At 43.0% G+C, this 25,914-nt stretch carries 25 protein-coding genes and 3 tRNA genes; 3 read left to right on the forward strand and 25 right to left on the reverse strand.

From position 1 onward, the window contains the following. Nucleotides 1–114 precede the first annotated feature (114 nt). Both ISG33_RS07390 and ISG33_RS07395 read right to left on the reverse strand, forming a co-directional pair. Nucleotides 115–1,044, reverse strand: coding sequence for a hypothetical protein (locus tag ISG33_RS07390; RefSeq protein WP_195732833.1), 930 nt, complete (start codon nucleotides 1,042–1,044; stop codon nucleotides 115–117). A 224-nt stretch (nucleotides 1,045–1,268) separates the two neighbouring features. Beyond that, a complete protein-coding gene (locus ISG33_RS07395) occupies nucleotides 1,269–2,324 on the reverse strand; it encodes a CobW family GTP-binding protein (protein ID WP_195732834.1) in 1,056 nt (351 codons plus the stop codon). A gap of 301 nt (nucleotides 2,325–2,625) precedes the next feature. Between ISG33_RS07395 and ISG33_RS07400 the strand changes: the two genes are divergently transcribed. Beyond that, nucleotides 2,626–3,051 (forward strand): MerC domain-containing protein, encoded by a 426-nt coding sequence (locus ISG33_RS07400; protein WP_195732835.1) that lies wholly within the window; start codon nucleotides 2,626–2,628, stop codon nucleotides 3,049–3,051. A gap of 79 nt (nucleotides 3,052–3,130) precedes the next feature. Here the strand turns inward: ISG33_RS07400 and ISG33_RS07405 are convergent, their stop codons facing one another. The 23 genes from ISG33_RS07405 to ISG33_RS07515 form a co-directional block, all read right to left on the reverse strand. Beyond that, complete coding sequence (locus ISG33_RS07405; protein WP_229333483.1) at nucleotides 3,131–3,856, reverse strand: DUF3592 domain-containing protein; 726 nt, start codon at nucleotides 3,854–3,856, stop codon at nucleotides 3,131–3,133. A gap of 84 nt (nucleotides 3,857–3,940) precedes the next feature. Further along, the gene (locus ISG33_RS07410; RefSeq protein ID WP_195732836.1) at nucleotides 3,941–4,180 is read right to left on the reverse strand and encodes a hypothetical protein; all 240 of its coding nucleotides are present in this window, start codon (nucleotides 4,178–4,180) and stop codon (nucleotides 3,941–3,943) included. 131 nt (nucleotides 4,181–4,311) lie between these two features. Continuing rightward, entirely contained in the window at nucleotides 4,312–5,940 is a 1,629-nt protein-coding gene (locus ISG33_RS07415) for a M4 family metallopeptidase (RefSeq protein WP_195732837.1), read from the reverse strand. Between the two features lie 408 nt (nucleotides 5,941–6,348). Continuing rightward, nucleotides 6,349–6,438, reverse strand: a tRNA-Ser gene (locus tag ISG33_RS07420). A gap of 100 nt (nucleotides 6,439–6,538) precedes the next feature. Next, nucleotides 6,539–7,597 (reverse strand): quinolinate synthase NadA, encoded by a 1,059-nt coding sequence (gene nadA / locus ISG33_RS07425; protein ID WP_195732838.1) that lies wholly within the window; start codon nucleotides 7,595–7,597, stop codon nucleotides 6,539–6,541. Between the two features lie 87 nt (nucleotides 7,598–7,684). Then, nucleotides 7,685–7,760: transfer RNA gene (locus ISG33_RS07430), tRNA-Lys, on the reverse strand. Between the two features lie 30 nt (nucleotides 7,761–7,790). Next, nucleotides 7,791–7,866 (reverse strand) — tRNA-Lys (locus ISG33_RS07435). Nucleotides 7,867–8,009: 143 nt separating this feature from the next. Next, nucleotides 8,010–8,849, reverse strand: a complete 840-nt coding sequence (gene ybgF / locus ISG33_RS07440) for a tol-pal system protein YbgF (protein ID WP_195732839.1) — start codon at nucleotides 8,847–8,849, stop codon at nucleotides 8,010–8,012. A gap of 6 nt (nucleotides 8,850–8,855) precedes the next feature. Continuing rightward, nucleotides 8,856–9,431, reverse strand: a complete 576-nt coding sequence (pal, locus tag ISG33_RS07445) for a peptidoglycan-associated lipoprotein Pal (RefSeq protein ID WP_195732840.1) — start codon at nucleotides 9,429–9,431, stop codon at nucleotides 8,856–8,858. A gap of 33 nt (nucleotides 9,432–9,464) precedes the next feature. Continuing rightward, entirely contained in the window at nucleotides 9,465–10,775 is a 1,311-nt protein-coding gene (tolB, locus tag ISG33_RS07450; RefSeq protein WP_229333500.1) for a Tol-Pal system beta propeller repeat protein TolB, read from the reverse strand. A gap of 75 nt (nucleotides 10,776–10,850) precedes the next feature. Continuing rightward, nucleotides 10,851–11,708: a cell envelope integrity protein TolA gene (gene tolA / locus ISG33_RS07455; protein WP_195732842.1), complete on the reverse strand. Its 858-nt coding sequence runs from the start codon at nucleotides 11,706–11,708 to the stop codon at nucleotides 10,851–10,853. Continuing rightward, nucleotides 11,698–12,120 carry a protein TolR gene (tolR, locus tag ISG33_RS07460; RefSeq protein ID WP_195732843.1) on the reverse strand — a complete coding sequence of 141 codons (423 nt, stop codon included), beginning with the start codon at nucleotides 12,118–12,120 and terminating at the stop codon, nucleotides 11,698–11,700. The genes tolA and tolR overlap by 11 nt, the downstream gene beginning before the upstream one ends. Before the next feature lie 3 nt (nucleotides 12,121–12,123). Further along, nucleotides 12,124–12,807: a protein TolQ gene (tolQ, locus tag ISG33_RS07465; RefSeq protein ID WP_195732844.1), complete on the reverse strand. Its 684-nt coding sequence runs from the start codon at nucleotides 12,805–12,807 to the stop codon at nucleotides 12,124–12,126. Next, nucleotides 12,797–13,243 carry a tol-pal system-associated acyl-CoA thioesterase gene (locus ISG33_RS07470; RefSeq protein WP_195733085.1) on the reverse strand — a complete coding sequence of 149 codons (447 nt, stop codon included), beginning with the start codon at nucleotides 13,241–13,243 and terminating at the stop codon, nucleotides 12,797–12,799. The genes tolQ and ISG33_RS07470 overlap by 11 nt, the downstream gene beginning before the upstream one ends. A gap of 377 nt (nucleotides 13,244–13,620) precedes the next feature. Beyond that, a complete protein-coding gene (gene ruvB, locus ISG33_RS07475; RefSeq protein ID WP_195732845.1) occupies nucleotides 13,621–14,631 on the reverse strand; it encodes a Holliday junction branch migration DNA helicase RuvB in 1,011 nt (336 codons plus the stop codon). A 12-nt stretch (nucleotides 14,632–14,643) separates the two neighbouring features. Beyond that, entirely contained in the window at nucleotides 14,644–15,270 is a 627-nt protein-coding gene (gene ruvA, locus ISG33_RS07480; protein WP_195732846.1) for a Holliday junction branch migration protein RuvA, read from the reverse strand. A gap of 23 nt (nucleotides 15,271–15,293) precedes the next feature. After that, nucleotides 15,294–15,818, reverse strand: coding sequence for a crossover junction endodeoxyribonuclease RuvC (gene ruvC / locus ISG33_RS07485; protein ID WP_195732847.1), 525 nt, complete (start codon nucleotides 15,816–15,818; stop codon nucleotides 15,294–15,296). After that, entirely contained in the window at nucleotides 15,818–16,267 is a 450-nt protein-coding gene (gene nudB, locus ISG33_RS07490) for a dihydroneopterin triphosphate diphosphatase (RefSeq protein ID WP_195732848.1), read from the reverse strand. The genes ruvC and nudB overlap by 1 nt, the downstream gene beginning before the upstream one ends. 3 nt (nucleotides 16,268–16,270) lie before the next feature. Further along, nucleotides 16,271–18,064: an aspartate--tRNA ligase gene (gene aspS, locus ISG33_RS07495; RefSeq protein WP_195732849.1), complete on the reverse strand. Its 1,794-nt coding sequence runs from the start codon at nucleotides 18,062–18,064 to the stop codon at nucleotides 16,271–16,273. A 253-nt stretch (nucleotides 18,065–18,317) separates the two neighbouring features. Then, nucleotides 18,318–20,417 (reverse strand): EAL domain-containing protein, encoded by a 2,100-nt coding sequence (locus ISG33_RS07500; protein ID WP_195732850.1) that lies wholly within the window; start codon nucleotides 20,415–20,417, stop codon nucleotides 18,318–18,320. 133 nt (nucleotides 20,418–20,550) lie between these two features. Beyond that, nucleotides 20,551–21,642, reverse strand: a complete 1,092-nt coding sequence (locus ISG33_RS07505) for an ABC transporter ATP-binding protein (RefSeq protein ID WP_195732851.1) — start codon at nucleotides 21,640–21,642, stop codon at nucleotides 20,551–20,553. Then, nucleotides 21,635–23,155: an ABC transporter permease gene (locus tag ISG33_RS07510; RefSeq protein WP_229333501.1), complete on the reverse strand. Its 1,521-nt coding sequence runs from the start codon at nucleotides 23,153–23,155 to the stop codon at nucleotides 21,635–21,637. The genes ISG33_RS07505 and ISG33_RS07510 overlap by 8 nt, the downstream gene beginning before the upstream one ends. Before the next feature lie 127 nt (nucleotides 23,156–23,282). Then, complete coding sequence (locus ISG33_RS07515; RefSeq protein ID WP_195732853.1) at nucleotides 23,283–24,317, reverse strand: Fe(3+) ABC transporter substrate-binding protein; 1,035 nt, start codon at nucleotides 24,315–24,317, stop codon at nucleotides 23,283–23,285. A gap of 239 nt (nucleotides 24,318–24,556) precedes the next feature. Between ISG33_RS07515 and yciH the strand changes: the two genes are divergently transcribed. Then, a complete protein-coding gene (gene yciH, locus ISG33_RS07520; RefSeq protein ID WP_195732854.1) occupies nucleotides 24,557–24,880 on the forward strand; it encodes a stress response translation initiation inhibitor YciH in 324 nt (107 codons plus the stop codon). 31 nt (nucleotides 24,881–24,911) lie between these two features. Continuing rightward, nucleotides 24,912–25,712 (forward strand): response regulator, encoded by an 801-nt coding sequence (locus ISG33_RS07525; RefSeq protein ID WP_195732855.1) that lies wholly within the window; start codon nucleotides 24,912–24,914, stop codon nucleotides 25,710–25,712. Nucleotides 25,713–25,914: the final 202 nt, after the last annotated feature.

Genomic DNA, 25,914 nt, shown 5'->3' on the forward strand with positions numbered 1-25,914 from the left:
AACCCATTCAATGGAGGCTTTTATTAACTGGGCGATATAACTTCGTCACCGCTTGTCAATAATAGCGTATTACAAACAAGAGATGGTTACAAAATTTGCTTTTTCAAGTAGATGTTAAAAATATCGCACTACTGACAAGTCACCAAATGAGGTAGATACGTGTCGCCCTTTTTGTTTCCAGCCTCGCAAAAGCACAAGCAATTTTTTATCTTGTGATGTGTATGATATTCCAGCACCAAAAGCGCTCGCTTTTTCATCTCCTGATTGCTTTAGCTGTTCCGACACCTGTTTATTATTAATATACCCGCGACCAATTTTATACTCTGCAAACATATTGATGTTGTTGGGTAAATTAAGCGACAAAAACGGCCCTACATCTACATTTACCGACCTTGACCTGAGCTTTGTTGTAGTTTCAATGTCAGAGTCTAGAAAATCAGGCGTAAACACAATTGAGTCGGGGTTTTCAAGTTTCAAGCTCTTTAGCGACCAGCCTGCCACCACGCCTATCGACCAATCAAACTGACTGCTTAATAGAGGTTGATTCAAGAAGAAATGCTCAAACACCGATTCTTTATCATGAAAAGTGTATAGATTATGCAAGCCAAACAACTCAATTTTCGTTGATTTGGTATTTTTAAAAACGGAGTCTGCTAGACCTTCACCACTGCTCAGGTTTCGAACATTGGTATGTAGATTTTCCAAACTCTGAATATTCAAAGTGATCTTTGAGTGTTGCCACTTACGGTATGAAAATAAGAAATTTTGTGTTTTGGTTTCAACATCATCGGCGAATACATCTGACGCATATCCAATTTCAATGCCGTTAACATCGAGAAAAAAGCCAAGTCGCTCGTTATTTAGAGGGCGAATATTAAAGGCTGACTTTATGTTCGACTCGTCGCCTAGTGCACTGTTGTGAATAAGCACATGGCTAGTAGAAGGTTTAGACAAGGTTACTCTTAGCGATTTAATATCTAGGTCGATAGCAACACACTGAAATGAGAGTAACAAGGCAGCAAGAACGATAATTTTACGCAACATAAGTAATACCGAAGGTAGCAATAGATATACTGTTAACTCTAGCCTAAAAGATAGGCGACAAAGTTCACGTTTTTCACACGATTGCTCGGTAATTGTGATGTTGTTGTGATGAAAATATAAGCGCTTGGGCTTTAATATAATGAACAAACCCAAGTAGTTAGCTTTACTCAGTCATTATGAACTATCGACACTCAAACACCTGTATGTGACGCTCTGAAACACTATCAAGTTATTACTGGCGATGCAGCCTCTATTGCACTTATTGCATGGTCTGCGGCTATTTCCGAGTCAGTTATAATTTCTAGGCGAGATTCAAAAGCCTCATCATACTCAGTAATGTCGATTTCTTGCATTTGACCGTTCAAAGAGAAAATCCCTTTTTCTGTGATTAAAATACCCTTGATACGAATTAGATTTAAGGTTTTTATTATTCCGAGCATCTCTGAGAAATCAAACCAATGTTCTGCCGGCCAGATCCAACCACAGGAATAAAATCCATCACCGTTATTCTGCGCTTTAGTTTTCTTTTCAGGTTGCTGTTGGGTGTCTGAAGTCTTGTTTTCTGCCTGCTTATCTCTCGATCTATTTGGCATGATTTTCGGGGCATTGCTATGCACCTTTGCAACTTTATGACTCTCAACCGCGATCATCTTCAAGATAATGGGGTTCATCTCAGCTTTTATGGTCTTAACTAAAGGAATCGAACTTGCTGTGACTTCTTCAAGATAAGAATGTAATTGAGTGAACTCGTCATTGGAGTACAGTTCTGTTTTGCTAGCTACGATCATGTCGGCAATTTCAACTTGATCGCGAAATGTCTTATGAGCTCTCCATTTAGGCTTAGCGATATTACGAGCATCAATAAGGCAGAAACTTGTATCTAGTTTAATAACATCTTTGTAATACTCGCTACCAAGCACGGCAAGCAATTCTTTTGGATGACCTAAACCCGTAGGCTCAATCAAAAGCCTATGCGGTTTTGCTTGAGCAAGTAATTGATTCAGGGCAATTTGCATCGGCAACCCTGATGCACAACACATGCAACCGCCAGGCACCTCTCGCATGAATATCTTTACAGTGGCATCGCTCGCAGCGCTGTGATTCGAGAAGCTACTGTTAAGCAGCGCTGCGTCAATACCTATCTCTCCGAATTCATTGACCAAAACCGCCCACCTCTCATCCTCAGGTTTTGCAGACAATAGTTGCTTGATGAGCGTTGTTTTTCCTGCTCCTAGCGATCCCGTTATGATATTGGTTGGGACTGCTTTTAAAATTTGCATACATTTCCTATGAATCTCTTGAATCACTTAAAGGGTCAGTAACAGCCAGTTCCTTAGGCAACAGAGCGCTCAGAAGCGCTTCAAGAGCCTTTAACAGCCAAGCTTACAGTCGGTGATTACGAATTAGACGATATTCTCACTTGGTTTCTCAACAATTGTTGTATCAAGTACTTTCTAATTTTCATGCTATGTTATATTGTATCAAAATAGCAAGTGTGTTTTTCGAAACATTCACAAGCGAACAATACGAATAGACCTGACACACGACCATGATGAAGGCTCAATACAAAAGGAGAAACATGTGAATAAACTCATTAATACTAGCGACAAGGTTGCCATTCTCTTGTCATTTTTGTGCCTAATGCATTGTATTGCGCTACCACTAATCTTAGTTGTATTGCCTACTATTTCTGTGTTGTTGGTACTCAGCGACGAACAGGTGCATTTGTGGCTAGTCTTTACCGTAATTCCAATAAGTATATTTGCGATAGCTTTGGGCTATAAACGACATAAGCGCCTAATGGTCTTTGTTTCTGGTGCCCTTGGTTTGGTATTGCTGGTTGCGGCTGCAACCTTCGCGCATGATGTATTGGGAGAAGCTGGTGAAGTGGCTTTGACAGTCTTAGGGTCGATATTATTGGCGTATAGCCATTTCAGTAATTATAAGTTACGGAAGCCCTCCCCCGTTGCGATTCAGAACAGTTGTGAGAGCGGTATTGGGGCTTAACTATTGCCTTCATAATGATAGTCACCTAATAGATATTATTCTAATATTGCCATGAGAGTTAAAGCACAGAGCAAGTGCTTCATTCAGTCAGAAACGATATATCAACGTGGTACTTTTTCGGGTTACCTTTCTCTATGAGCACGGTAAGGTACCTTTTATCTACTTGCTCACTTACCTGCCCTGCTAGTTGTTGATTTAGCTGAAAACTTGGATCAAACCAAATGTTGTCACTCTTGAAAGTGTGCAAATGGGATGTTGATGGGTCGGTCCACTTAGCGAAGATGTTGTAAGGACTTTGGCCGTTCACCTCAAATGATGAATTTAAGCGTACGCTTTCGAATGTAGCTTCTATAGGAATACCGTGCTCTTGAAGGTATTTAATTTTATTGCCCTTCAGTAGACCAAAAGCGATCATCGAAAAGCCAAATAGGAAAAAACCCGCGCCAATCAGCCCTAGAATCGCTTCAGGGCCCCACAATGAGAAAAAGCCATTAATTCGTGCATCGTTTGGGGCATTTTTGGCAAACAACACTTCCACTTTTTCGCCAGGCATGTATGCCGGCGGATACCTGTAACTGTTTGATTTGAAGACAATTGAGCGGCCATTTGGCGTTTCAAACTCAACAACAGGCGCAAAGGTATTTGAGTCATTTGAGGTGGAGCGGATCAATTCTATTACGGTGCCTTCGCTAGTTACCGCTGTTTCCAAAAAACGTAAGGTGTTTTGATAAATTAAAAAAGCACCAAACAGTAAAGCTATTCCAATTAACAAGAGAGCATACTTGGTGATGATGAATTTTTTCATGATGATATTGTCCTTAATAACAATGATGATGAAGTCTAGGTAGATTAACCAATACTATCAGCTTACTTACCAATCACCATCTCTTTAAAACCACATACTCTTGATTAATTTCTTGAGCCTTACTTTCCAAGTAAAGTCCCCAAGTTTTTCGTCTAATGGCGCTCCTTTTGTTAACCTTAGCTGACTATAGTTTTTAATCGGTGCATTCGGCGCTTCAGCGTCACCATAATAATATGTATCTATTCTTCCTTTTCCATCACCCAAATAAGACATAGTGATAGTGTGAGGCTCGTCCTTATGGCTTTTTTTACTAGAAATTTTCATCTGATATCCGCCTCAGTTTGTAGTAGACAGTGAAGCCCCAATAACTCCTGTGATGCTCAGAGCAGTCTTGACGAATTAAATTCACCGTCAACTTGCCCCAGCTTTATCTAGCAATTATACATTTCCCTAATTTAAAAGCTTCGAATTATTAATGGGTCGTCTTGCCCTCGCACAAAAACGTTTATTTTTCCGCATTGTGCAAAATGGTTTCCTGTCGAGTATGGTGCGTCTGATTGTTGAATGTCAGGTTCCCAACCATCTCCGTTAGAAACATAGGATTTGAGCTCAAACCAACCGTCAACTGCTGCACTACAATCCATATTCACATCTAGCATCCAATAATGAGATCCATAGGTATTCAAAGGCGTGTAACCGAACCCGTCAATATCTACGCTGCGTTGCTGTCCCCAACCGAGAGGCCAATAATCGGTAGTCCAGTCTAACGGAGTCCCATTTGCTTGAGAGCTCTGGCCTTGTTGAGGACCATACCAATCAAGATAAGTGTCGTTGTATTTCCATGTGCTTGTTGTTGGATTGAGCAGGTTGTTGTGCTGAATAGGCATAGCACACTCAACATTCTCATTTGAACAGGAGCGCCCTAATATGGAGTTAGCATAGGCATGATCAATACCGCCGCGTACAAATAAATCTTGACCATCAACTGTCTCGCCATAAATAAAAATAACAGTACGCTGCCAACTTGATTGCTGAGATTCTATGCCAACAGCACGCCAAGCATTTGTTATCGAATTGCCTGCTGTTTCACTGATATTGAATGCACTTATGATAGTCGCGTTTGCGAAATCCTCTACACTGACACTACCTGATATATTCTCGAAAGCATTATAAAGAATATTAACAGGTAAATCTGTTCCAAGACCCTCTACGTGGTAAGCGAAACCCTTGGCATTGATACCGCTCCCTCCAATAGCACTCAAATAATACCATTTCCCCAGTACCCCACCTCGATTGTAGCTACCAGAGTGACTATACCAGTCACTGCTTAGATAAGTATCTACCTTTGGATTGGATAAGCTTCGTAAGCTAGCGTCACCAGAGAAATAAATCTCATCTGCAAATTCGAAAGTTGCTGTTGTCGGTTTCGCATAATGGCGTACCGCAATACCAATGACGTCGGGAAACCCTTCTGCAAGAAAACTAGGTACAGAAGTGATGTGTGCATTTGCTAAAAGACTGTCTAACATCGAGTGAGCAATTTCATGTGCTACTAAGTCTACTGACACCCATGGCAATTGATTGGAGTCGGTTGATCGATCCGAAAACGAGTAAATGCCATTCTGATATTCCCATGAGCCCAACCTGTAGGAATGTGCATTTGCGGTGACGGCTCCGCCCATTCCGTCGTAACTGTTTACACCTAACACGTCACTAAAATAGTTAAGCGTTTTTTCAGTGGCCCAATGCACATCTAGGGCAGCCGTTGGAAAAAGTGATGAGGAGCTATTATCAATAATCTCATCCCAATAATTGTCATTGTTTCCATCAAAGATTTCGACTCCATTAGCGTAATGCCCGTAGGCAAATGCTCCGCCAGATCGAGTTTCAAACTCGACGCCACCAGCCGTAACACCGTGCAGTTTATAACGCGTGATACCATTAATAGTCACTGATTGAGTTTGAATGGTTTGTGTGCCGCTGAGCAGCGTTTCCGCGTAAGCGGTGTCAGCTAAAGCAGAGGACACTGGCGTCAAAATAATGATTGGTAGAGAAAGACACGTTAAATACGAGATTAAGTTCATGAGTTTTCTTAATGATTTTCTGGTGTATAGGCTAAGTACCTGTGATATCAAAATTAAAGCACGCCTATATGGCATATTCCATTAAGAAAGCTAAGAATAGGTATGCATAAGCTTGAGGAGTTAATGTAGGGTTATCAAGGGGTTAACACAGAGTAAAACGCTTGTTTCAAACTGTTAAATTCACAAAACTTCTAGCTGTAGCGGCGCAGTAAACTTGTTTGATTTGTGTTCATCAATGACTGATATTGCATGCTCATTCACATTCTGAGTTTATGAGAGGGTTACGTCTTAATGATGGCTTGTTGTAAGCTTGTTGTGGTTTGTAGTGGCAAAATTCGTATTTCGGCATATTCATATACGCCGAAGCCCGCGGCTCTTATGACTAGAACAGCGGGCTTCGATATTATCTGGCGGAGAGAGAGGGATTCGAACCCTCGTTAGGTTTAACCCTAAACACACTTTCCAGGCGTGCGCCTTCAGCCACTCAGCCACCTCTCCTAAACTGTGTTTGCTAATTATGAATTAGCAAATGCGGCGCGTATAGTAGGGAAAACCACCGCGCCTTTCAAGCATTGATTTTCTTTTACGCGCTAATTGTTTACGCATTACCCTTTAATTGCATGTTTAATTCAGCGGCAAAACCTAGCATGCGATCAAGTGGTAGCAGTGCGCGTTGGCGTAAATCCTCATCTACAAAGATTTCACGGCCATCGTGGTCGAGCAAGGCATCGCGCATCGCTTCGAGGCCGTTCATTGCCATCCACGGGCAATGTGCGCAACTTCTGCAGGTAGCGCCATTGCCAGCTGTTGGTGCTTCAATAAATTCCTTATTTGGGGCTAATTGCTGCATTTTGTAAAAAATGCCTTTGTCGGTAGCTACTATGAATTTGTTGTTAGGAAGCTCTGTAGCAGCTTTAATAAGTTGTGAAGTAGAACCTACTGCGTCAGCCATTTCAACCACACTAGCGGGCGATTCTGGGTGCACAAGCACGGCTGCGTCTGGGTGAAGGTGCTTTGCATCTTCTAATGCTTTGGCACTGAACTCATCATGCACTATACATTCACCATCCCACATTAGCATTTCAGCGCCTGTTTCTTTTTGAATATAGGCGCCGAGATGGCGATCCGGGCCCCAAATTATCTTTTTACCTTGGCTATCGAGGTGCTCAACGATTTCAAGCGCAATGCTAGAGGTAACCACCCAATCAGCTCTGGCTTTTACGGCAGCAGAGGTATTAGCATACACAACTACAGTATGGTCAGGGTGAGCATCACAGAAGGCAGAAAATTGTTCTACTGGGCAACCTAAATCTAAAGAGCAAGTTGCTTCTAATGTCGGCATTATTACCGTTTTTTCAGGGCTAAGAATTTTGGCAGTCTCGCCCATGAACTTAACACCAGCGACCAACAGTGTTTTTTGTTCTGCATCGCGGCCAAAACGGGCCATTTCTAACGAATCAGAAATGCAACCACCCGTTTCTTCAGCTAATGCTTGGATGACCGGGTCGGTGTAATAATGTGCAACCAGCACAGCATTCTTTTGTTGCAGCAAGGTGCGAATTTCCGCTTTTAGTTGCTGCGCGTAGTCTGAGCTAATAGGAATTGGCTTTGCCGGAAATGGATACGAAATGCGTTCTGCTTTTACCGCGTTAGTCATAAGTCTGTGTGTAGTGTGTAAAGATGTCTAACTAGTATAACCCAGAGCAACAAAAAGTTCATAGTTGTGGGCAGTAAAGATTTGAAGTGGTGGGTCGTGCTGGATTCGAACCAGCGACCAATTGATTAAAAGTCAACTGCTCTACCAGCTGAGCTAACGACCCACTTTCAAAAGGATAGTTGATGTAGATAATTGGTGGGTCGTGCTGGATTCGAACCAGCGACCAATTGATTAAAAGTCAACTGCTCTACCAGCTGAGCTAACGACCCAATTGCATCTGTTGTGTTGCGTATCTACCTCAACGGCGGCATATAATACTCAAATCGAAACGCTGTGCAACCTTTATATGCGTTTTATTTCATTTTCTTGTCAATATGAGTGTAAAGTGAACAAAAAGCTCGTAATTCGAAAATTACAAGCTCTTTAATTGCTCAGTTGCAAGTCGACTTGGCGCAGAATCAGGGTATTCAGAAATAACCTGTTCAAACAAAGTTCTTGCTTCAGATAGACTATTCTCGGCCTTCGCGACCATTCCTAGCTTCAATATTGCATCAGCACGTTTAGGTGAGTTTGCAAATTTATTCACTACCGCAGAAAACTGCTCGCGTGCTTCAGACCAATTTTGTTGATTAAACAATAATTGCCCTAACCAGTAGTGCGCGTTATCGGTATATGATGAGTTCGGGTAGCTGGCCAGAAAGCGTTGAAATGCCGGAACCGCTGCATCGTAATCGCGCTCTTTTAGGATCAAATTCACCGCCGACTGATAAGCTTGCTCTTCAGACTGCCCTATCGACGTGTTTGTTTGCGATGCCGAGCCACTTGATTGGGTGTTTACACCAGCAGCAACACCAGAGTTACCGACGGGTTGCGCATCGATATTGGCAAAGCGTTTATCAAGCTCCAGATATAAGTCTCTCTGGCGCTGAAGAATTTGCTCGAGTTGGTGATTATGCAACTCAATTGAACCACGTAATTCATCCACCTCAGACTGCAAAGTATCAAGTTGCTGCTGAACTCGCTGCTGCGCTTCAACACGGCTCTTATCTTTACGCTCAAGGATCATCAAACGCGTTTCTACGTCTGTTGGATTTGCGATAGTCACAGGCCTTGTTGCTTGCGCTATGCTCGGCGTTGTTGTTCTTGTCTCTGTCGTTTCTTCTGGGTCGTTTAGATCGACAACAGGCGCTTGAGCAAAAGCCCAAGCGCCTGTGAAACTAATGAGACCAACTGTAATAATTGGCTTTATCATAAGTGCTTATTGATATACCAATACGCCACGACGGTTTTGAGCGAATGCATACTCAGAAGCGCCTTGAACTGCTGGCTTTTCTTCACCGTAAGATACAACAGAGATTTGTGAAGAACTTACACCTGCATTAAGAAGGTAAGTTTCAACAGATTTAGCTCTGCGCTCGCCTAGTGCAATGTTGTACTCAGGCGTACCACGATTATCACAGTGACCTTCGATAACGATTGTTTGCTCTGGGTTTTTCACTAGGAAAGCAGCGTGTGTATCTAGTACAGCGTTAAAATCAGATTTAACAGAAGAACGATCAAAATCGAAATACACAACGTTAGTGCTTTCTAACTTCTGTTTTTCTGCTTCCATCATGTCTTTTGCACGCTGAAGCTCAGCGGCAGCAGCCATTTCAACACGCTTCGCTTCTGCTTCAGCAGCGGCACGTGCATCTGCAGCTTGCTGCTCAGCAATAGCTGCTTGACGATTTGCTTCAGCATCTAGTTCTTCTTGCGTAGGGCCAGATTTACATGCCGCTAATGTTACTAGTGGTAGTACTACCATAAGCGTTTTAAGTGTGTTTTTGTTCAACATACTAGTTCCTTATTATATTTTATAAAATTCAATTTATAGTAAAAACGGCGACCAACTAGGAGATTTAACTTCCCCATCAGCCACTGGCTCTTTAAACGAAAAGCGGCCATCGAGTGAAACCCACGACAAAGCAGGTACTCCATTCTCTAGCGCGCTGTATATTATCATACTTCCATTCGGAGAAATACTGGGCGACTCGTCTAGATAGGTACTCGTCAACACCAACATATCACCGTTGCTTAAATCTTGTTTCGCTATATGGTAATTCCCACGTGTTCGATTAACGATCACTAATTGTGAATTATCCGGTGTTACCGCAGCGCCCAAATTCATCTCGCCTTCAAAGGTTAACCTATTTTTGCGCTTACTTGCTAAATTTACTCGATAAATTTGCGGTTTACCACCCCGTTCAGAAGTAAATATTAAGCTTTTTCCATCGGGCGTCCAAGAAGGCTCGGTATCAATCGCTCGATTTCGAGTAATTCTAGTGAGCTTGCGCGTTTGTAATTCCATTACGTAGATTTCAGGGTTTCCGTCCTTAGACAGCACCATAGCAAGCTTCTTGCCATCTGGTGAAAAACTCGGTGCTCCATTTATGCCAGGGAAGTCTGTAAGCCTTGTACGGCTTGTAGTGTAAATATCTTGAAGATATATTTGTGGGCGCTTATTTTCAAAACTCACATAGGCAATTTTGTTGCCATCTGGCGACCATGTTGGCGACATAAGTGGCTCTGGAGAGCTTAATAAGGTAGTTGGATTCTCGTTATCGTAGTCGGCAATCACTAATCTAAAGGGCTTGGGGTTAGTGTTGCGATCCATTACCTTGATATATGCAATGCGTGTTAAAAATGCGCCACGTTCACCAGTGAGCTTTTCGTATACGATATCAGAAATGATGTGCGCATATTGCCTGAAGTCTTGGCTTTGAATCGTTTTACTGCGCTTTTCAATAATGTGATCTTTAGTCATAACCAAGCGTCCGTCGACCAAGGTTTTTGACTGCCCACCGGTAGACTGCGCGCGCAATACATCAACGAGTTCAAATGTTACCGAAAATTGGTCAATACCTGTTGCTTGAATACTGCCCACAACAACCATGTCGACGCCTTTATCCGCCCATGCCTGATAGTTAATTTCGGCATCGGTAGTTGGAAACTGCGGCATATTTGAAAGCTTCACGGGGTTAAACTTCCCACTACGCTGCAAATCCGACGCGACTACCTCGGTGAGATTTTCTGGCAGGGTCACTGTGCCGCTGTATTTAAAAGGCACAATTCCGATAGGGCGAGCTGAGTCGACTCCACCAGTAATAATGATTTCGTTAGTTGCTGCCCTTACTTGCATCGCCGCAAACACGAAGGCTAATGCAAGCACTGCCTTGCTGGCTACTTTATAGAATTTACCTGCGCGTACCGTCATTTAGTTATCCCACCTCAATGTGCTGTTTCTTATTTGTTTATTTATGTCTGGGTCTTCTGGCATTGGCAATGTTCGTGCTCTCAGTGCAGCGCTTCTCAATGCCAAACACAAGGCTTCATCACCATCGACTCTAAATGCATCCAGTACTAAACCATTAGCCGCTATTTTCAGTTGCAATCGACATGACCGGCCCTTTAAATTGCCCGTTTCAATTAGATTCTGTTCAATTCTGGCGCGTATTTTACTGTTTGCGATTTGCATGCCAGAAAGAATTTCACGTTGTCTGCGTTCATTTCTTTCAGCCTGCTCTGCCGCCATTTGCTGCTGCATCATTTTTTCGCGAGCTTCCTGCTCTTTTTTCAATTTGGCCTGAAGCGCTTTTTCGGCTTCGTCTTGTTTGGCTTGCTCTGCCGCTTGTTTTGCCTTCTCTTGAAGCTCTCGCTCTTTTCGTGCTGCATCTTCTTTTCGTTTTTTGTCTTCAGCGGCTTTTCTGCGCTTGGCTTTTTCAGCCTCTTCTTTTCGTTGTTGTTCTTTACGCGCCTGCTCACGCTTTCTTGCCGCTTCAGCTTCCTGTTTTCGTTTTGCTGCTGCCTCAGCTTGCTGTTTTTCGCGCTTATTTTGTTCTAGTACATTGCTGTCAATAAACCTAGCTTCAATAATAACTGGTGCTTGGGTATCTCGCTTACCAGTAGCTAAATCAACGGGCTTAGCAGCGAATTCAAAGCTGACCAAAAGCGAAGCAACAAGTGCCAAATGCGCGCCACCTGAAATCAGAAATGACTTCTGTTTCAGGCTAAGGGGCGATTTTTGTTGATTGCTTTGCCCTGGGTTATTACGGGTGTTCGCGCTAGGCTTCATTTGGATCTGTCATCAACCCTACCGACGGCGCGCCAGCGCGCTGCAAAATCACCATCAGCTCAACCACTTTCTCATAGGGCACTTTGCCATCCCCATTTACCACCACTGGTATCGTGGGGCTTTGTGCTAGCTTCGCTTGCACCAGACCAACCACATCGGTCTCACTCAATATGGTACTGGGCTCATCGCCAACATTTAAAAAGTACTGACCCGCTGCATCGATTGACACGATCAACATATCGTCTTCATCAGTTTCTATGGTTTTAGCGTTTGCCTTGGGCAGGTCGACTTTAACGCCTTGGGTAATCAACGGTGCGGTCGCCATGAATATCACCAAAAGCACTAGCATGACGTCGATGTATGGCACCACATTGATTTCTGAGACAGGCTTTCTGCGTTTTCTAATAAACATCGTTTATTGACCCGACGAAGCCATATTTTGACGATTCAAAATAGCCGAAAACTCTTCCATAAAATTACCATAAGCGTTTTCAAGTTTTTCAACTCGGTTACTGAAACGGTTGTATGCGACTACGGCTGGGATAGCTGCGAATAAACCAATTGCCGTCGCTATGAGAGCTTCAGCAATACCCGGGGCAACCATCGCTAATGTAGCTTGCTTCACTTGGCCTAATGCAATGAAGGAATTCATAATTCCCCACACTGTGCCTAATAAACCAACATAAGGAGATATAGAGCCCACAGTAGCAAGAAAAGGTAAGCGAGCTTCTAGTTCGTCAACTTCTCTCGACATGGAAACGCGCATAGAGCGGTAAGTACCATCCATAATTGCTTCACTAACGGCACCAGAGGTTTTTCGCAAGCGCACGTACTCTTTAAAGCCCGTGCAGAATATTAACGATAAGCCAGTAAGTTGTGATCGTGCCGACATTTCTTGATAGAGCTTGTTCAGATCAGCACCAGACCAAAATTTATCTTCGAAGTGTTTCACTTCATTTACCGCGGCTTTTAATACTGAATTTCTTTGAAAGATAAATGCCCACGACACAACCGATACGGTAAGCAGTAAAAGCATGATAAACTGAACAACAATACTTGCTTCAAGGAACAAGTGTAAAATAGACATTTCAGATGGCACGTTTAATTTCCCTTAATATGAAATCAGGAATAGCGATGGGTTTCATTTTCTGTAAATCAACACATGCTACTCTAATTTCAGCACTAACAAGCAACTCGGCTTGGTCGCTTTTATTATCATTATTTTGTTTTGTATCGTTATTGCGCAACGCTGGATCTGTTTCTCGGTAAACATGTTGAGAAAACAGCAAACTTGCTTTGCGCAATTCTACTACCTGACAGCTAATACTCAACATATCATTAAATATTGCTGCTTTTGCATTCTTCATTGCGAGGTCTTTGACGACAAAACCCACAGATTGTTCCAATAAACTTTGCTGTTCTATGCCTAAATTTCGCAACCACTCCGTGCGACATCTCTCCATGAACTTCAAATAATTTGTATGATACACAATCCCACCGGCATCTGTATCTTCATAATAGACTCGGATCGGCATAGAAAATTCAATTGTATTCAACAAAAAACTCCTTTTTCACCTTTAGTTTTTGTAGGGTAAAAACCTTGGGGAAATATCACCTAATAATATCGCTGTCGTTTGTTGACTCACCTCAAATAGGCAAGCAGTACGCAAAATAACAATCACTGAAAAACACAAATCATTTTAAGATTAGTTTTTCTAATCCTTATTTGAAAAAATTCTAGTTTGATATCTGATCGGATCTGTCTAAAATGCACGCCATCAAACAGTCGCAACCAGTTAGTTGTAGTTTTGATTTATGTTCCCAAATAACGGTTTTCCTTCCGTTTTACTTGTTGTTTGCCCGCACACTGTGCGGGCTTTTTTTTATCTATTATTTATAAAGGTCGTTACCATTAATCGCTATTTGGCAGTGTTAAACCAAAGTGTAAGTAGGCGTGCTGGGTAGCAATACGTCCACGCGGCGTTCTTTGCAAAAAACCCTGCTGAATTAAATAGGGTTCAATAACGTCTTCAATGGTTTCTTTTTCCTCTCCAATCGCGGCGGCAATATTATCTAAGCCTACCGGACCACCCATAAATTTTTCTATAATCGCAAGCAGTAGTTTGCGATCCATAAAATCAAAACCTTGCTTATCAACATCCAACATATTCAATGCCGCACCGGCAACGTCAGAATTAATATTACCGTCGGCTTTGATTTCAGCATAATCACGTACTCTGCGAAGTAAACGGTTGGCAATCCGAGGCGTGCCTCGACTGCGTTTCGCCACCTCGAAGGCCCCTTCTTTTTCCATATTCAAATTAAGGTAAGACGCACTGCGCTGAATGATATCGGTAAGGTCGGTCACATTGTAGAACTCTAATCGTTGAACAATACCGAAACGATCGCGCAAGGGTGATGTGAGTGAGCCTGCACGCGTTGTTGCGCCAATGAGTGTAAACGGAGGAAGGTCGAGTTTAATGCTTCGTGCTGCAGGGCCCTCACCTATCATTATATCCAGCTGGTAATCTTCCATTGCTGGGTAAAGCACCTCTTCAACAACTGGACTTAAGCGATGGATTTCATCAATGAATAAAACATCATTTTCTTCGAGGTTGGTGAGTAGAGCTGCTAGGTCTCCGGCTTTTTCAAGAACAGGCCCCGAGGTGGTTTTGATATTCACCCCCATTTCATTCGCTACGATATTTGCCAGCGTTGTTTTACCCAAACCAGGTGGGCCAAAAATCAACAAGTGATCAAGCGCATCTTCTCTTTTACGTGCCGCTTCAATGAATATTTCCATCTGCTCACACACATGGTCTTGCCCGGTGTAATCACTGAGCATTTTAGGCCGTATTGCGCGGTCAATAACTTCGTCTTCTCGGTCTGCACCGGCTTGAACCAAACGGTCAGCTTCAATCATAGTTTTTCTCTCTTAGACCATCGACTTCAATGACTCACGAATAACTTGTTCGCTTGTCATATCTTCTTTATACACTTGCTTTATGACTTTTTCAGCCTGCGCTGGCTTGTAACCTAACGCGAGTAATGCACTAAGCGCCTCGTCTTTGGCATGTGCAGCACCATGAAGTAAGGGCTTTTTAATGTCTACCATAGTTGGTGCAGCGCCAGCATCAAAATTGGCGTCAGCTTTCGACAGCTTCTCAAGTTTGTCTTTTAATTCAACCACCAAGCGCTCAGCCGTTTTTTTACCCACACCAGGCAGTTTTACTAAATTAGTGATGTCTTCATTTAGCACGCAATGCACGAAGTCTTGCGCCGACATGCCCGACAATATTGTACAAGCCAATTTAGGGCCAACACCATTGGCTTTTATCAACTCTCGAAACAAGGCCCTTTCGGATGTATCTGAAAAACCAAATAAGAGTTGCGCATCTTCTCTTACAACAAAATGCGTGTAAATAATAGCTTCATCACCAACGTTGGGAAGTTGATAGAAACTCGTCATCGGAAGTTGAATTTCGTAACCTACACCGTTTACATCAACCAATACTTCTGGGGGGATTTTGGCAATAAGCGTACCGCGAATTCTTCCTATCATGACTTATCCTTGTAGTGAATTTGTTATTTTCGTAAGCGACCGCGAACTGTTTTAGACGCCCTGCCCGACATCTTTATAAGACTCTGGCGAGTGTGTATGTGACACAAAGCAACTGCAAGTGCGTCGGCTGCATCAGCCTGTGGTGTTGCGCTGAGCTTCAACAGGTTCATGACCATATGCTGCACCTGCGCTTTATCGGCACCACCGGTTCCCACTACCGATTGTTTAATCTGTCGTGCAGAATATTCGGCCACTGGCAAATCATAATTCGTCGCTGCAACAATCGCAGCACCGCGAGCTTGGCCAAGCTTTAAGGCAGAATCCGGATTCTTCGCCATAAACACCTGCTCAATTGCAAACTCACTTGGTGAAAACTGCTGGATGATTTCACTTACACTATCAAAAATGCGCTTCAAGCGAATTGATAATTCGTCGTGCGCAACTCTAATGCAACCGCTGCCAAGGTATTCAGGTTTTGCACCAACAATTTTAATGACACCGTAACCGGTTATTCGCGAGCCTGGATCAATGCCGAGTATGATTGACATTAAGACTCCGGCACAAAATCGAGAATAGCATCGCGATTGGTTTTCGACCACACACGGGCCATAGCTTCAGCTTTGCTAACCCAAGCATAAGCCGTATGTTCACTTAAGACGATATCAATGTGACTAGGCACTTGTATGCTAAATACATATTCGTTATTAAATTCAGTGCCCTTGGGATAACGATACAACCACGAAGAACGAATACGGTATTGATTTACCCTTCTACAATCTACAATAGGATGAGTTGACTTAGGTAAAGCAATGCCTGTTTCCTCAGACAACTCTCGGTAAGCGGCATGAATGGGGCTTTCACCCTCTTCAATCGTACCTGTCACTGATTGCCAAAAGTCTGCGTCGTCATCGCGCTGCATGATCAGTACTTGCTGGTCATCATTTCGAATAACCACAAGTACCGATTCAGGACGCTTTAACGGCGTGTCGGGGCTCATTTTTTATGTATTACCTTGCACTTGCCCATCGTCACTTTTCGCTTCTTCAATGACGGTTTTAATCGACAATTCTTTTAACTGTTCTGGATTCGCAAATCCTGGAGCATCGGTTAATGGACACGCTGCAGTGGTTGTTTTTGGGAAGGCCATAACGTCGCGAATCGACTCCGCTCCAGTCATCAGCATTACCATTCTATCAAGACCAAAAGCTAAACCAGCATGAGGAGGTGTTCCATAGCGCAGAGCTTCTAGTAAGAAACCGAATTTCTCGTTAGCTTCTTGGTCGCTGATGCCTAACAACTCAAATACTGCTGCTTGCATGTCCATGTTGTGAATACGAACCGAACCGCCACCTAATTCAACACCATTTAGCACCATATCGTAAGCGTTTGATAAAGCCGCTGCCGGATTTGCTTTCAATGCCTCAATGCTACTATCGCGAGGAGCAGTGAAGGGATGATGAAGGGCATATAAATTGCCGTCAACTTCTTCAAACATAGGGAAATCGACTACCCATAAAGGTTTCCATTCGCCTTCTAGTAAGTTGAAATCTTCACCTAGTTTCAAGCGCAACGCACCCATAGCATCGGTCACAATTGGGGCACTGTCGGCACCAAACAACAAAATATCACCTGTTTGTGCACCGGTTTTTTCAAGCAAAGCGCTGATAGCTTCTTGGTTGAAAAACTTCAAGATAGGCGCCTGCAAACCATCAAGGCCAGCGCTCAAATCATTTACTTTTATCCAAGCCAAGCCTTTAGCACCGTATATGCCTACAAACTTCCCATACTCATCAATTTGCTTGCGTGACAACGATGCACCGCCAGGCACTCGAATTGCGGCCACTCTACCTTTGTCGTCGTTAGCTGGGCCACTGAACACCTTTAAATCAATGTTTTTTACTATGTCGTCAACATCTACTAATTCCAGAGGATTACGCAAATCAGGTTTATCACTACCGAAGCGTCGCATCGCTTCTGCATAGCTCATCGTGGGGAAATCACCCAACTCAACATTTAGCAACTGCGAAAATAATGAGCGGATCATGTTTTCGGTAATGTCCATTACGCCCTGAGCGTCGAGGAAGGTTGTTTCGATATCTATTTGAGTAAATTCAGGTTGACGATCAGCACGTAGGTCTTCGTCACGGAAGCACTTGACGATTTGATAGTATTTATCCATGCCCGACATCATCAACAATTGTTTAAACAACTGAGGCGACTGTGGTAGCGCAAAGAACTGACCTTTGTGAGTGCGGCTTGGCACCAAATAATCTCGCGCACCTTCAGGCGTAGCCTTTGTTAAAATTGGCGTTTCGATATCAAGGAAGTCTGCATCCTCTAGAAAACGGCGAACCGCTGCTGTCACCTTAGAACGAAAAACCAAACGTTCCGTCATCATTGGGCGGCGCAAATCTAAATAACGATATTTTAAGCGCTGCTCTTCAGAATTTTCTTGATTCCAATCAAGCGGTAGTGCGGGTGCACTATTGAAGATTGATAGAGACTTACCAAGCACTTCAATTTCACCGGTTTTCATATCAGCATTAACCTGAGATTCCGGACGCAAGCGAACCAACCCCGTAATCTCGACGCAAAACTCTGCTCGCAAGCTTGAAGCTAAAGCGAAAGTATCTGCCGTATCTGGGTCGATGACCACCTGAACGATACCCTCACGATCACGAAGGTCGATAAAGATAACACCGCCTAAATCGCGTCTCTTATTAACCCAGCCATATAAGGTAACTTCTTTTGTAGCGTAGCTTGCATCAATGTTTCCACAGTAGTCTGTGCGCATAAAAACTTCCCAGTAAAACTTATTTTGTGTATCTGCTGATACGATGTTAATGAGCCTCTACCTTCACACGCTTTGATTTGTAAAACAGCGCTGATAAACAATTTATCGAAGGGAGCTTGAAAGCGAGAATTATAAACTAAAGCGTGAGGATACTAAACGATTGAATCACAAATAAGTGGGGCTTTTCGTCGACTATACTGAATTTAAAATAAACTTAAGAAACTTTGCACAAAAGCGCGGCCGTATTGCTCTTTCAAGCCTTCTCTTTTTCAAAAAAAGAATGATAATTTGTGGGCGTATTAGCAAGTTGGCTCAAGGGCAATGGTTTTTCATAATAAAAGCCCTGAAATTGATTACATTCATTTAGGGTTAGATAGTCTTGTTGAAATTGATTCTCAACACCTTCTGCGCATACTCCGAGCTTGAGGCGCTTTGCCAAATCAATAATGCTCTGTGTAACAAGGCGACTGCGTGTTGAAGAGTCGAGTTCTTTAATAAATTCCCGATCAATCTTCAAGGTATCAACGCTTATCTGTGTTAAATAACTGAGCGAAGAATAACCCGTTCCAAAGTCATCCAGCGCAATTAAACAGCCGAGTTGATGCACTTTATTGAAAAACTGATTACTCACCTTAAAGCTTTCAAGAAAAGCCGACTCGGTAACTTCCAATTCAATATTTTTTGGGTTTACTGCGTATTTTTTGAGTGTTTCTACTAAGTATGAATAAAGGTTTTTATCGTGAAGGTCGTGCGCCGAAAGATTAATAGATACTCGAATATCATCAGATTTTAACCTGCGTATCTCTCCCAGTTCACTGCACACTTGGTTTAACATCCACGCAGTGATCGCGCGTACTTTGCCGCTTTGTTCAGCAATTGGAATAAATTCAGCAGGAGAAACTTGGCCCAAATGCGCATTTTCCCAACGTATTAATGCCTCATATCCGACAATATTGCCCCTTATGTCGACTCTGGGCTGGTAGCACACCTTGAATTCATTATTCTCAAGGCCAAAAATGATACTATTGGCAATCTCCAGCCTTCGTTTATTTCCCTCATTCATATCGTTAGTGAACATGGTGTATGTGCCACGTCCTTCTGCTTTTGAGCGATACATCGCTATATCAGCATTACCTACCAACTGTGATAAATCAAAATCAACGTCAGTTGCCATTGCAACACCAATACTGATGCTCATTTGCAGTTCAATATCATCCAGCTTTATTGGCAAAGCCATAGCGCTAAGTAAGCGTTCAGCCAACTGCGAAGGATTAGCGCTACTATCATCACGAGCAGGTACTATCAAAAATTCATCTCCACCAAGGCGAGCAAACAAATCACCTTCGCGCAGCACTTCTTTGATACGCTCCGCAACGGCAACTAGCAAACTATCCCCCATCTCATGTCCGAGTGAATCATTCACATTTTTGAAACCGTCCAAGTCAAAAAACAAGAGCGCCAAATCTTGATTAGCACGTTTTGCTCTGGACAATTCAAGTCGCAAATTGTCCAATACAAATTGTCGGTTCGGTAGACCCGTAAGAGAATCGAAATTGGCTAATTTCGACATCATCTTTTGTTGCTCGATAAGCTGGTCGGTAGTGACTTGGTTTTTATCGAGCTCTTCACTGATGGTGTCCATCATTGCGTTGATGTTTTTTTTCAGAGTGATGATCTCGGCAGTACCTGTTGGCGCAGTGCGCAGGCTGTAATTATTTTCCTCTCGTACTCGTTTGGTAAAGCTTGTGAGTTGTACGACTGGCAAAGTAATGCGATTTATTAGCCAAATAGTAATAAACAGCGATAACAACATAACCGATAACACCAACGGGGCAAGCTTTGCGAGCAATTCTTCACGCGTTTGCAATAGTTGTCGATTAATATCACTTACCACGGTAAGTATCGCCATGCTTCCATCTGCAAGCTCTACCTTAGTAATGCTCACCAATTCATTATGTGTTTCAAATACGCCTAGGTTGGGGTTAGCAGCGAGTTCTTGCAGGGTTTGTTCTGCCATTTCGATATCAGCCACAGGAAATTGACTTCGGTAAGCGGCTAGTAATGGCAGCGATGAGAGCTTTTTAGCATTTTGACTGTCGGCATAGAGTTTCGCTATTACGACGTTTGGATACAACTCAAAATACGATAAAACGTCGTTGAGTTGCTCAGCATTCACTTCTACTTTATTTAAGGTTTTAGCAATACTGCGGGTAACCCCTAACGCGCCGTTTTTTGCGTTGGTGGTAAAGCTGTCTTCGCTTTCACTTAAGGCTACCGCTAAAACAGATAAGGAAGAGACACAAACAACGAACACCACAATAGCAATCAAAGAAGACTGAATACTTTTAAACAAAGCTTACCTCCCTTTTGCATTTGATGCGATGAATTAACTTAGCGTTATATCAACATGGAATATAGGCTACTTCATAAGGTTATTATGCTTCCAGCACTATGGTCGAATTTTGACCACAACGCAAGGCTAGAGTTCATGCTGGGAAGCATATTACGTGCTCTACTTCTAAGTGAATGCCAAACGACTCTCCTATTGCATGATCATGATGGCTTGGCGCCAAGCAAAGTAGCAACTCATCTGAATTTGCCAACTGCAAACGATATAAAATATGTGAGCCGCGAAAAGAGCGACCTACTACGTCTGCTTTGAGAACACTCTCGTCTTGATGCCTCAGATCGTCTGGGCGCACCAGCAGCTTCGCTTCGGCACCTTCAGAGAAAGGCGCTTGAGTGCTTCCCTGCTCGAATACAAAGTCACCTAATTTAGTGCTAATGAGCCATTTAGTGTTTGCTGCCAAGTCATCATCCACAATACCTTTGTTGTTATACTTGTGAACTGTTCCCTTAATAAAGGTGCCCTCACCAATGAAGTTTGCGACAAACTCGGTGGCCGGTTGGTGATATAACTGGTATGCACTTCCCCATTGTTGACAACGTTGATCGTGCAATACACCAATTTTGTCGGCCATCGCAAATGCTTCGCTTTGATCGTGAGTAATTAGTAAGGCAGTGATGTTTTGCTGTTTGAGCAGGGCTCTTATTTCTTGTGACAAGCGTTCTCGCAGTTCAGGATCTAAACTTGAAAAGGGTTCGTCTAGTAATAGTAGTTTCGGTTTTGGTGCAAGCGCTCGTGCTATCGCAACACGTTGTTGCTGACCACCAGAAAGTTCGTGCGGGTATTTATTCTCATATCCCTTAAGACCCACCAAAGAAATCGCCTCGTTTGCTAACGACAAAGCCGTTTCTTTATTCTCCTTTGCTAATCCGTAAGCCACATTTTTAAATACACTCAAGTGCGGGAACAACGCGAAGTCTTGAAAAATGACACCCACTTTACGCTGCGACACGGGCACATTTTTAATCACATCGCTAACTATTTCTTGAGCAATGCTAATACTGCCGGAATCGATATTCTTAAAGCCTGCAATCGCACGTAAGAGCGATGTTTTGCCACAACCAGAGGGGCCCAACACACAGCCAATCTCACCCTGCGCAAGACGCAAAGATACCTTATCAAGTACTTGGGTATTGTTATAGCTGAGCTGTAATTGTTGTACGTCAAGCATGGCTTTTCTCTATTTTGTTTAGCGTAGCGGTGAGTAAAATAACGGGAAGAATACCAACAAGCACAATCGTGATCGACGGCAGTGCAGCCTCAATCAAACGCTCGTCGGAAGCAAGTTCAAAGGCTTTAACAGCCAAGGTGTTAAAATTAAATGGGCGCAGAACCAAAGTAGCAGGAAGCTCCTTTAAAATATCAACGAACACAAGTAAACAAGCACTCAATAGACTTGCAGACAGTAGCGGTAAATGCACCCGTGTTAGTGTTTGTAATTTGCTATCACCCAATGCCCGAGAGGCCTCGTCCATGCTTGGTTTAATGCGCTGAATACCGGCCTCAGTATTGTGCAAGGCAACACTCATAAAACGCACAATATAAGCAAAAATCAGAGCAGCGATAGTGCCGGAAAGAACCAAACCGGGTTGAAAACCAAAAAACGTGGAAGTAAAGAGATTCAACTTGATATCTAGCCAACCCAATGGCACTAAAACACCGATAGCGATAACAGTACCTGGCATGGCATAGCCCAGCGATACAAACTGCACTACAAAGCGATTTGCTTTTGTAGGCTGTAAACGCTTCGCATAAGAAAACAATAGGGCGAGCAGAACAATGAGCACCGTGCCAATCAGGGCAACCGTGGCAGAATTAAACGCATTGCTCGCATAATCACTAAAACTACTCGCGTCAGAAAATGACCAAGCCCAAATGCCGAGTTGAGTGAAGGGAATAACAAAACCAAAAATGAGCGGCAAAGAACAAAGTAATAATACCAATATTCCTTTGGGCATAGACAAGGATTTGGCCATACTGCCTTGGCCTTGTCTTGATGAATAGCTTTGGGCGCTTTTCCTGCTGCTCTTTTCGAGTATGAGCAAAACAAAAACAAATAAGCACAACAAGCCCGACAATTGTGAGGCGGCGTTAATGTCGCCCATGCCAAACCATGTTCGGTAAATGCCTGTCGTGAAGGTGCTAACTCCGAAGTACTCAACCGTACCAAAATCCGCAAGGGCTTCCATCATGGCCAAAGCTGCCCCAGTTAATATGGCGGGACGTGCAAGCGGAAGTGATACCTTTATGAAATGTTCAAAAGCGCTTATACCCGCGAGTTCACTTACCTCTTTAAATTTTTGTGACTGCTCACTGAATGCTGTTCTGGCAAGAATATAGACATAGGGGTAAAGTACCAGCGACATCATAACAATAGCGCCACCGAGACTTCTGACTTCTGGAAAATAATATTGTTGGCCACTGAGTTCAAAACTCTCTCTTATATAGCTTTGTAGTGGCCCTGCAAAATCGAGTAAACCAGTATAGGTGTACGCGATAATGTAGGCAGGCATTGCAAGAGGAAGGAGTATTAGAGCTTGCAATACTTTTTTGCCAGCAAAATCATAATGCACTACGCAATAGGCTAGGTAGGTGCCCAGCAAGGTGGCGCCTAAACCAACGCCCAGCGCCAACACAAGTGAATTAATGATATAAGCACTCAACACTGTCGACGCTAAGTGCATCCAAACTTCTGTATCAACAGATAAAAAACTAAAGCACAACACAAAGATTGGCAAGCCTATGATAAGACCTGCCAATAGCGTGAATAGCGAAAAACCTTTGTTTTCTGCCCTCAGTACACTCAAACCTCTAACGCCAACCTGCACTGTCCATCAACATAAGCGCTTTGGCATTATTTTCACCGACTGTACTCAATGATACTTCCTGTGCTTTGAATTCGCCCATGTTTTTCAGCGTATCGCTCCAAGCGATACCCTTCTTAATGGGATATTCGTGATTGGTTTCTGCATACCAGGCTTGAGCTTCATCACTTAACATAAAGCGAATGAGCTGCTTTGCTTGGTCGATATTTTTTGCATATTTCGCTACGCCAACGCCAGAGATGTTAACGTGCGCACCTTGGGTATCTTGGTCAGGCCAAAACACAGCTACCTGTTGCGCTGTTTTACGTGTTGCATCATCGTCTGAGTTCAACATGCCAGCAAGGTAATAGGTGTTAGCAATAGCGATATCACACTCCCCTGCCACAACAGCTTTGATTTGATCGCGATCGCCACCTTTCGGACTGCGTGCAAAATTTGCTACCAGCCCTTTTGCCCACTCGAGCGTTTCTTTACTGCCCTGAAGTTCCATCATCGCGGCAAGCATAGACTGATTATAAATATTACTTGAAGAACGGATGCAAATACGCCCCTTCCACTGCGCGTCGGTCAGTGCAGCCATCGTTGATAGGCTCTCAGGTTTCACCCTGTCTTTTGAATACATAATTGGACGAGCACGCAAGGTTAAAGCAGTCCAATGTGCATCTTCATCACGTAGGTATTCGGGCACGGTACTGTTAATCAAATCGTCGTTATTCGCTTGAGTAACACCAAGTTTTTTTGCACGCACTAAGCGACCTACATCTGTGGTCACAATTACGTCTGCTGGGCTAAATTGCCCCTCAGACTTCATTCTTGATATTAATGCGTCGGCTTTACCTGTAATCAAGTTAACCTTAATACCGGTTTGCTCGGAAAAGTCATCGAGTATTGGTTTGATTAAGGCCTCTTTGCGGGCGGAATAGACGTTTACTTCTGCCGCTAAGCTCTGTGCGCTGAAAAGCGATAATACTGCGATGGCCACATAAGATCTTATTGACCCCACGCGTTTTGTTTTAAGCATAAATGTACCACTCCTGATGCTGAGGTGCGCGCAAACAAAAGCGTCGCGACCTCATTCTTTATTGTTAATAAAAACCTATCTCCAATTGTAATTGATAATTGTTCTCAATTGCAATCATTGTCTCAGTTTACCGATGCTAAGTGTGAAAGGATGTGTAAACCTGCAAAATTAGTAAAGATATTCGCCTTAGGATATACTCAAATCATTAAAAACTAGACTATATTGACATTTTTTTTCAAATGAATGATTCAAAATTAGTTTATTCGACCGATACAGGTAGGATAAAAGAACAAAAAAGTACTCAAGGACCTATCTCGAAAGGCGATGGCATCATTCGTATTCGAAAAGAAACTAAAGGCCGTAAAGGCAAAGGCATGAGTATTATCGACGGTTTGGCCATGAACGATGCTGAACTCAAGGCGCTATGCACTCAGCTAAAGAAACAATGTGGATGTGGCGGTTCGGTAAAAGATGGAAAAATTGAGATTCAAGGCGACGTTAGAGACAAACTGAAGCAACTATTAGAGGCTAAAGGAATGCAAGTAAAATTAGCAGGCGGCTAGGTAAATTAACCTAAAGCGAGATCAATTAGTAATGCACACAATTTCAATATCCGATTTACACATTATTTTGGTAGAGCCTTCAGACACGCAAAGTAAAATCATTAAAACATTGCTGTTAAGAGAGGATGTGCAAGCAGTTGATGTGGTTAAAACGGTTAGTGATGCAAAAGCAGCTATTCAAACTCATGGTGCAGATATTGTAGTAAGTACCATGTATTTGTCAGATGGAAGTGGTCTCGACATCCTAAAGTTCATCAAACAGAACGATACAACCGCTTCCATCCCCTTCATGCTAGTGAGTAGCGAAAACAGTATGTCGAAGCTCGACGAATTCAAACAGGCTGGTGTTGCCGCAATTCTTCCTAAACCCTTCGAGCCCATCCATTTGTCACGAGGCTTAAACGCGAGTTTACAATTGATTAATACCGATGAACTCAGCCTCAGTCATTTTGATGTTCAAGATGTAAGAGTATTAGTCGTAGACGACTCAAGACTGGCTAGAAATCATATTCGCCGAGTACTCGAAGGTATGGGCTTAAATAAATTGCAAGAGGCTGAAAATGGTGCTCATGCGCTAACCTTATTGAAAGATCACGAATTCGATTTGGTTGTAACCGACTACAACATGCCCGAAATGGATGGTCGAGAACTCTCTGAGTTTATTCGATTTAACCCAGCAACAACCCATATTCCAATCATTATGGTTACCTCAGAATCTGCCGACAGTGCGCATATGGCAAACATTCAACAAACAGGGGTAAATGCGCTTTGCGACAAACCTTTCGAATCCGACGAAGTAAAAGCGATGTTAGTGCGCCTGTTAGATTCCTAGGCAAAAAACTAGGAAATTAGGATAAATTTTAAAAAACAGTGCTATTTTGAGGGAATTTATTGCTTAAAACGTTGACACTGCCCCCTCTCTTACATACATTTCACTAAGCGCTTTTTTGCGCGTATTCCTCAAGTACCAAATAGCTTTCGTGAGTAAACACAGATTAACATTTGGCTAGATTCGTTTTCTCAAAGGAGCTGTA

It is taken from the genome of Marinibium conchae, from assembly GCF_015595035.1.
GTDB lineage: Bacteria > Pseudomonadota > Gammaproteobacteria > Enterobacterales > Alteromonadaceae > Glaciecola.

Coding starts and splice junctions, on each gene's coding strand:
- ISG33_RS07390 (WP_195732833.1), bottom strand. CDS start 1,044: ATGTTGCGTAAAATTATCGTTCTTGCTGCCTTGTTACTCTCATTTCAG.
- ISG33_RS07395 (WP_195732834.1), bottom strand. CDS start 2,324: ATGCAAATTTTAAAAGCAGTCCCAACCAATATCATAACGGGATCGCTA.
- ISG33_RS07405 (WP_229333483.1), bottom strand. CDS start 3,856: ATGAAAAAATTCATCATCACCAAGTATGCTCTCTTGTTAATTGGAATA.
- ISG33_RS07410 (WP_195732836.1), bottom strand. CDS start 4,180: ATGAAAATTTCTAGTAAAAAAAGCCATAAGGACGAGCCTCACACTATC.
- ISG33_RS07415 (WP_195732837.1), bottom strand. CDS start 5,940: ATGAACTTAATCTCGTATTTAACGTGTCTTTCTCTACCAATCATTATT.
- nadA (WP_195732838.1), bottom strand. CDS start 7,597: ATGACTAACGCGGTAAAAGCAGAACGCATTTCGTATCCATTTCCGGCA.
- ybgF (WP_195732839.1), bottom strand. CDS start 8,849: ATGATAAAGCCAATTATTACAGTTGGTCTCATTAGTTTCACAGGCGCT.
- pal (WP_195732840.1), bottom strand. CDS start 9,431: ATGTTGAACAAAAACACACTTAAAACGCTTATGGTAGTACTACCACTA.
- tolB (WP_229333500.1), bottom strand. CDS start 10,775: ATGCAAGTAAGGGCAGCAACTAACGAAATCATTATTACTGGTGGAGTC.
- tolA (WP_195732842.1), bottom strand. CDS start 11,708: ATGAAGCCTAGCGCGAACACCCGTAATAACCCAGGGCAAAGCAATCAA.
- tolR (WP_195732843.1), bottom strand. CDS start 12,120: ATGTTTATTAGAAAACGCAGAAAGCCTGTCTCAGAAATCAATGTGGTG.
- ISG33_RS07470 (WP_195733085.1), bottom strand. CDS start 13,243: ATGCCGATCCGAGTCTATTATGAAGATACAGATGCCGGTGGGATTGTG.
- ruvB (WP_195732845.1), bottom strand. CDS start 14,631: ATGATTGAAGCTGACCGTTTGGTTCAAGCCGGTGCAGACCGAGAAGAC.
- ruvA (WP_195732846.1), bottom strand. CDS start 15,270: ATGATAGGAAGAATTCGCGGTACGCTTATTGCCAAAATCCCCCCAGAA.
- ruvC (WP_195732847.1), bottom strand. CDS start 15,818: ATGTCAATCATACTCGGCATTGATCCAGGCTCGCGAATAACCGGTTAC.
- nudB (WP_195732848.1), bottom strand. CDS start 16,267: ATGAGCCCCGACACGCCGTTAAAGCGTCCTGAATCGGTACTTGTGGTT.
- aspS (WP_195732849.1), bottom strand. CDS start 18,064: ATGCGCACAGACTACTGTGGAAACATTGATGCAAGCTACGCTACAAAA.
- ISG33_RS07505 (WP_195732851.1), bottom strand. CDS start 21,642: ATGCTTGACGTACAACAATTACAGCTCAGCTATAACAATACCCAAGTA.
- ISG33_RS07510 (WP_229333501.1), bottom strand. CDS start 23,155: ATGCACTTAGCGTCGACAGTGTTGAGTGCTTATATCATTAATTCACTT.
- ISG33_RS07515 (WP_195732853.1), bottom strand. CDS start 24,317: ATGCTTAAAACAAAACGCGTGGGGTCAATAAGATCTTATGTGGCCATC.
- yciH (WP_195732854.1), top strand. CDS start 24,557: ATGAATGATTCAAAATTAGTTTATTCGACCGATACAGGTAGGATAAAA.
- ISG33_RS07525 (WP_195732855.1), top strand. CDS start 24,912: ATGCACACAATTTCAATATCCGATTTACACATTATTTTGGTAGAGCCT.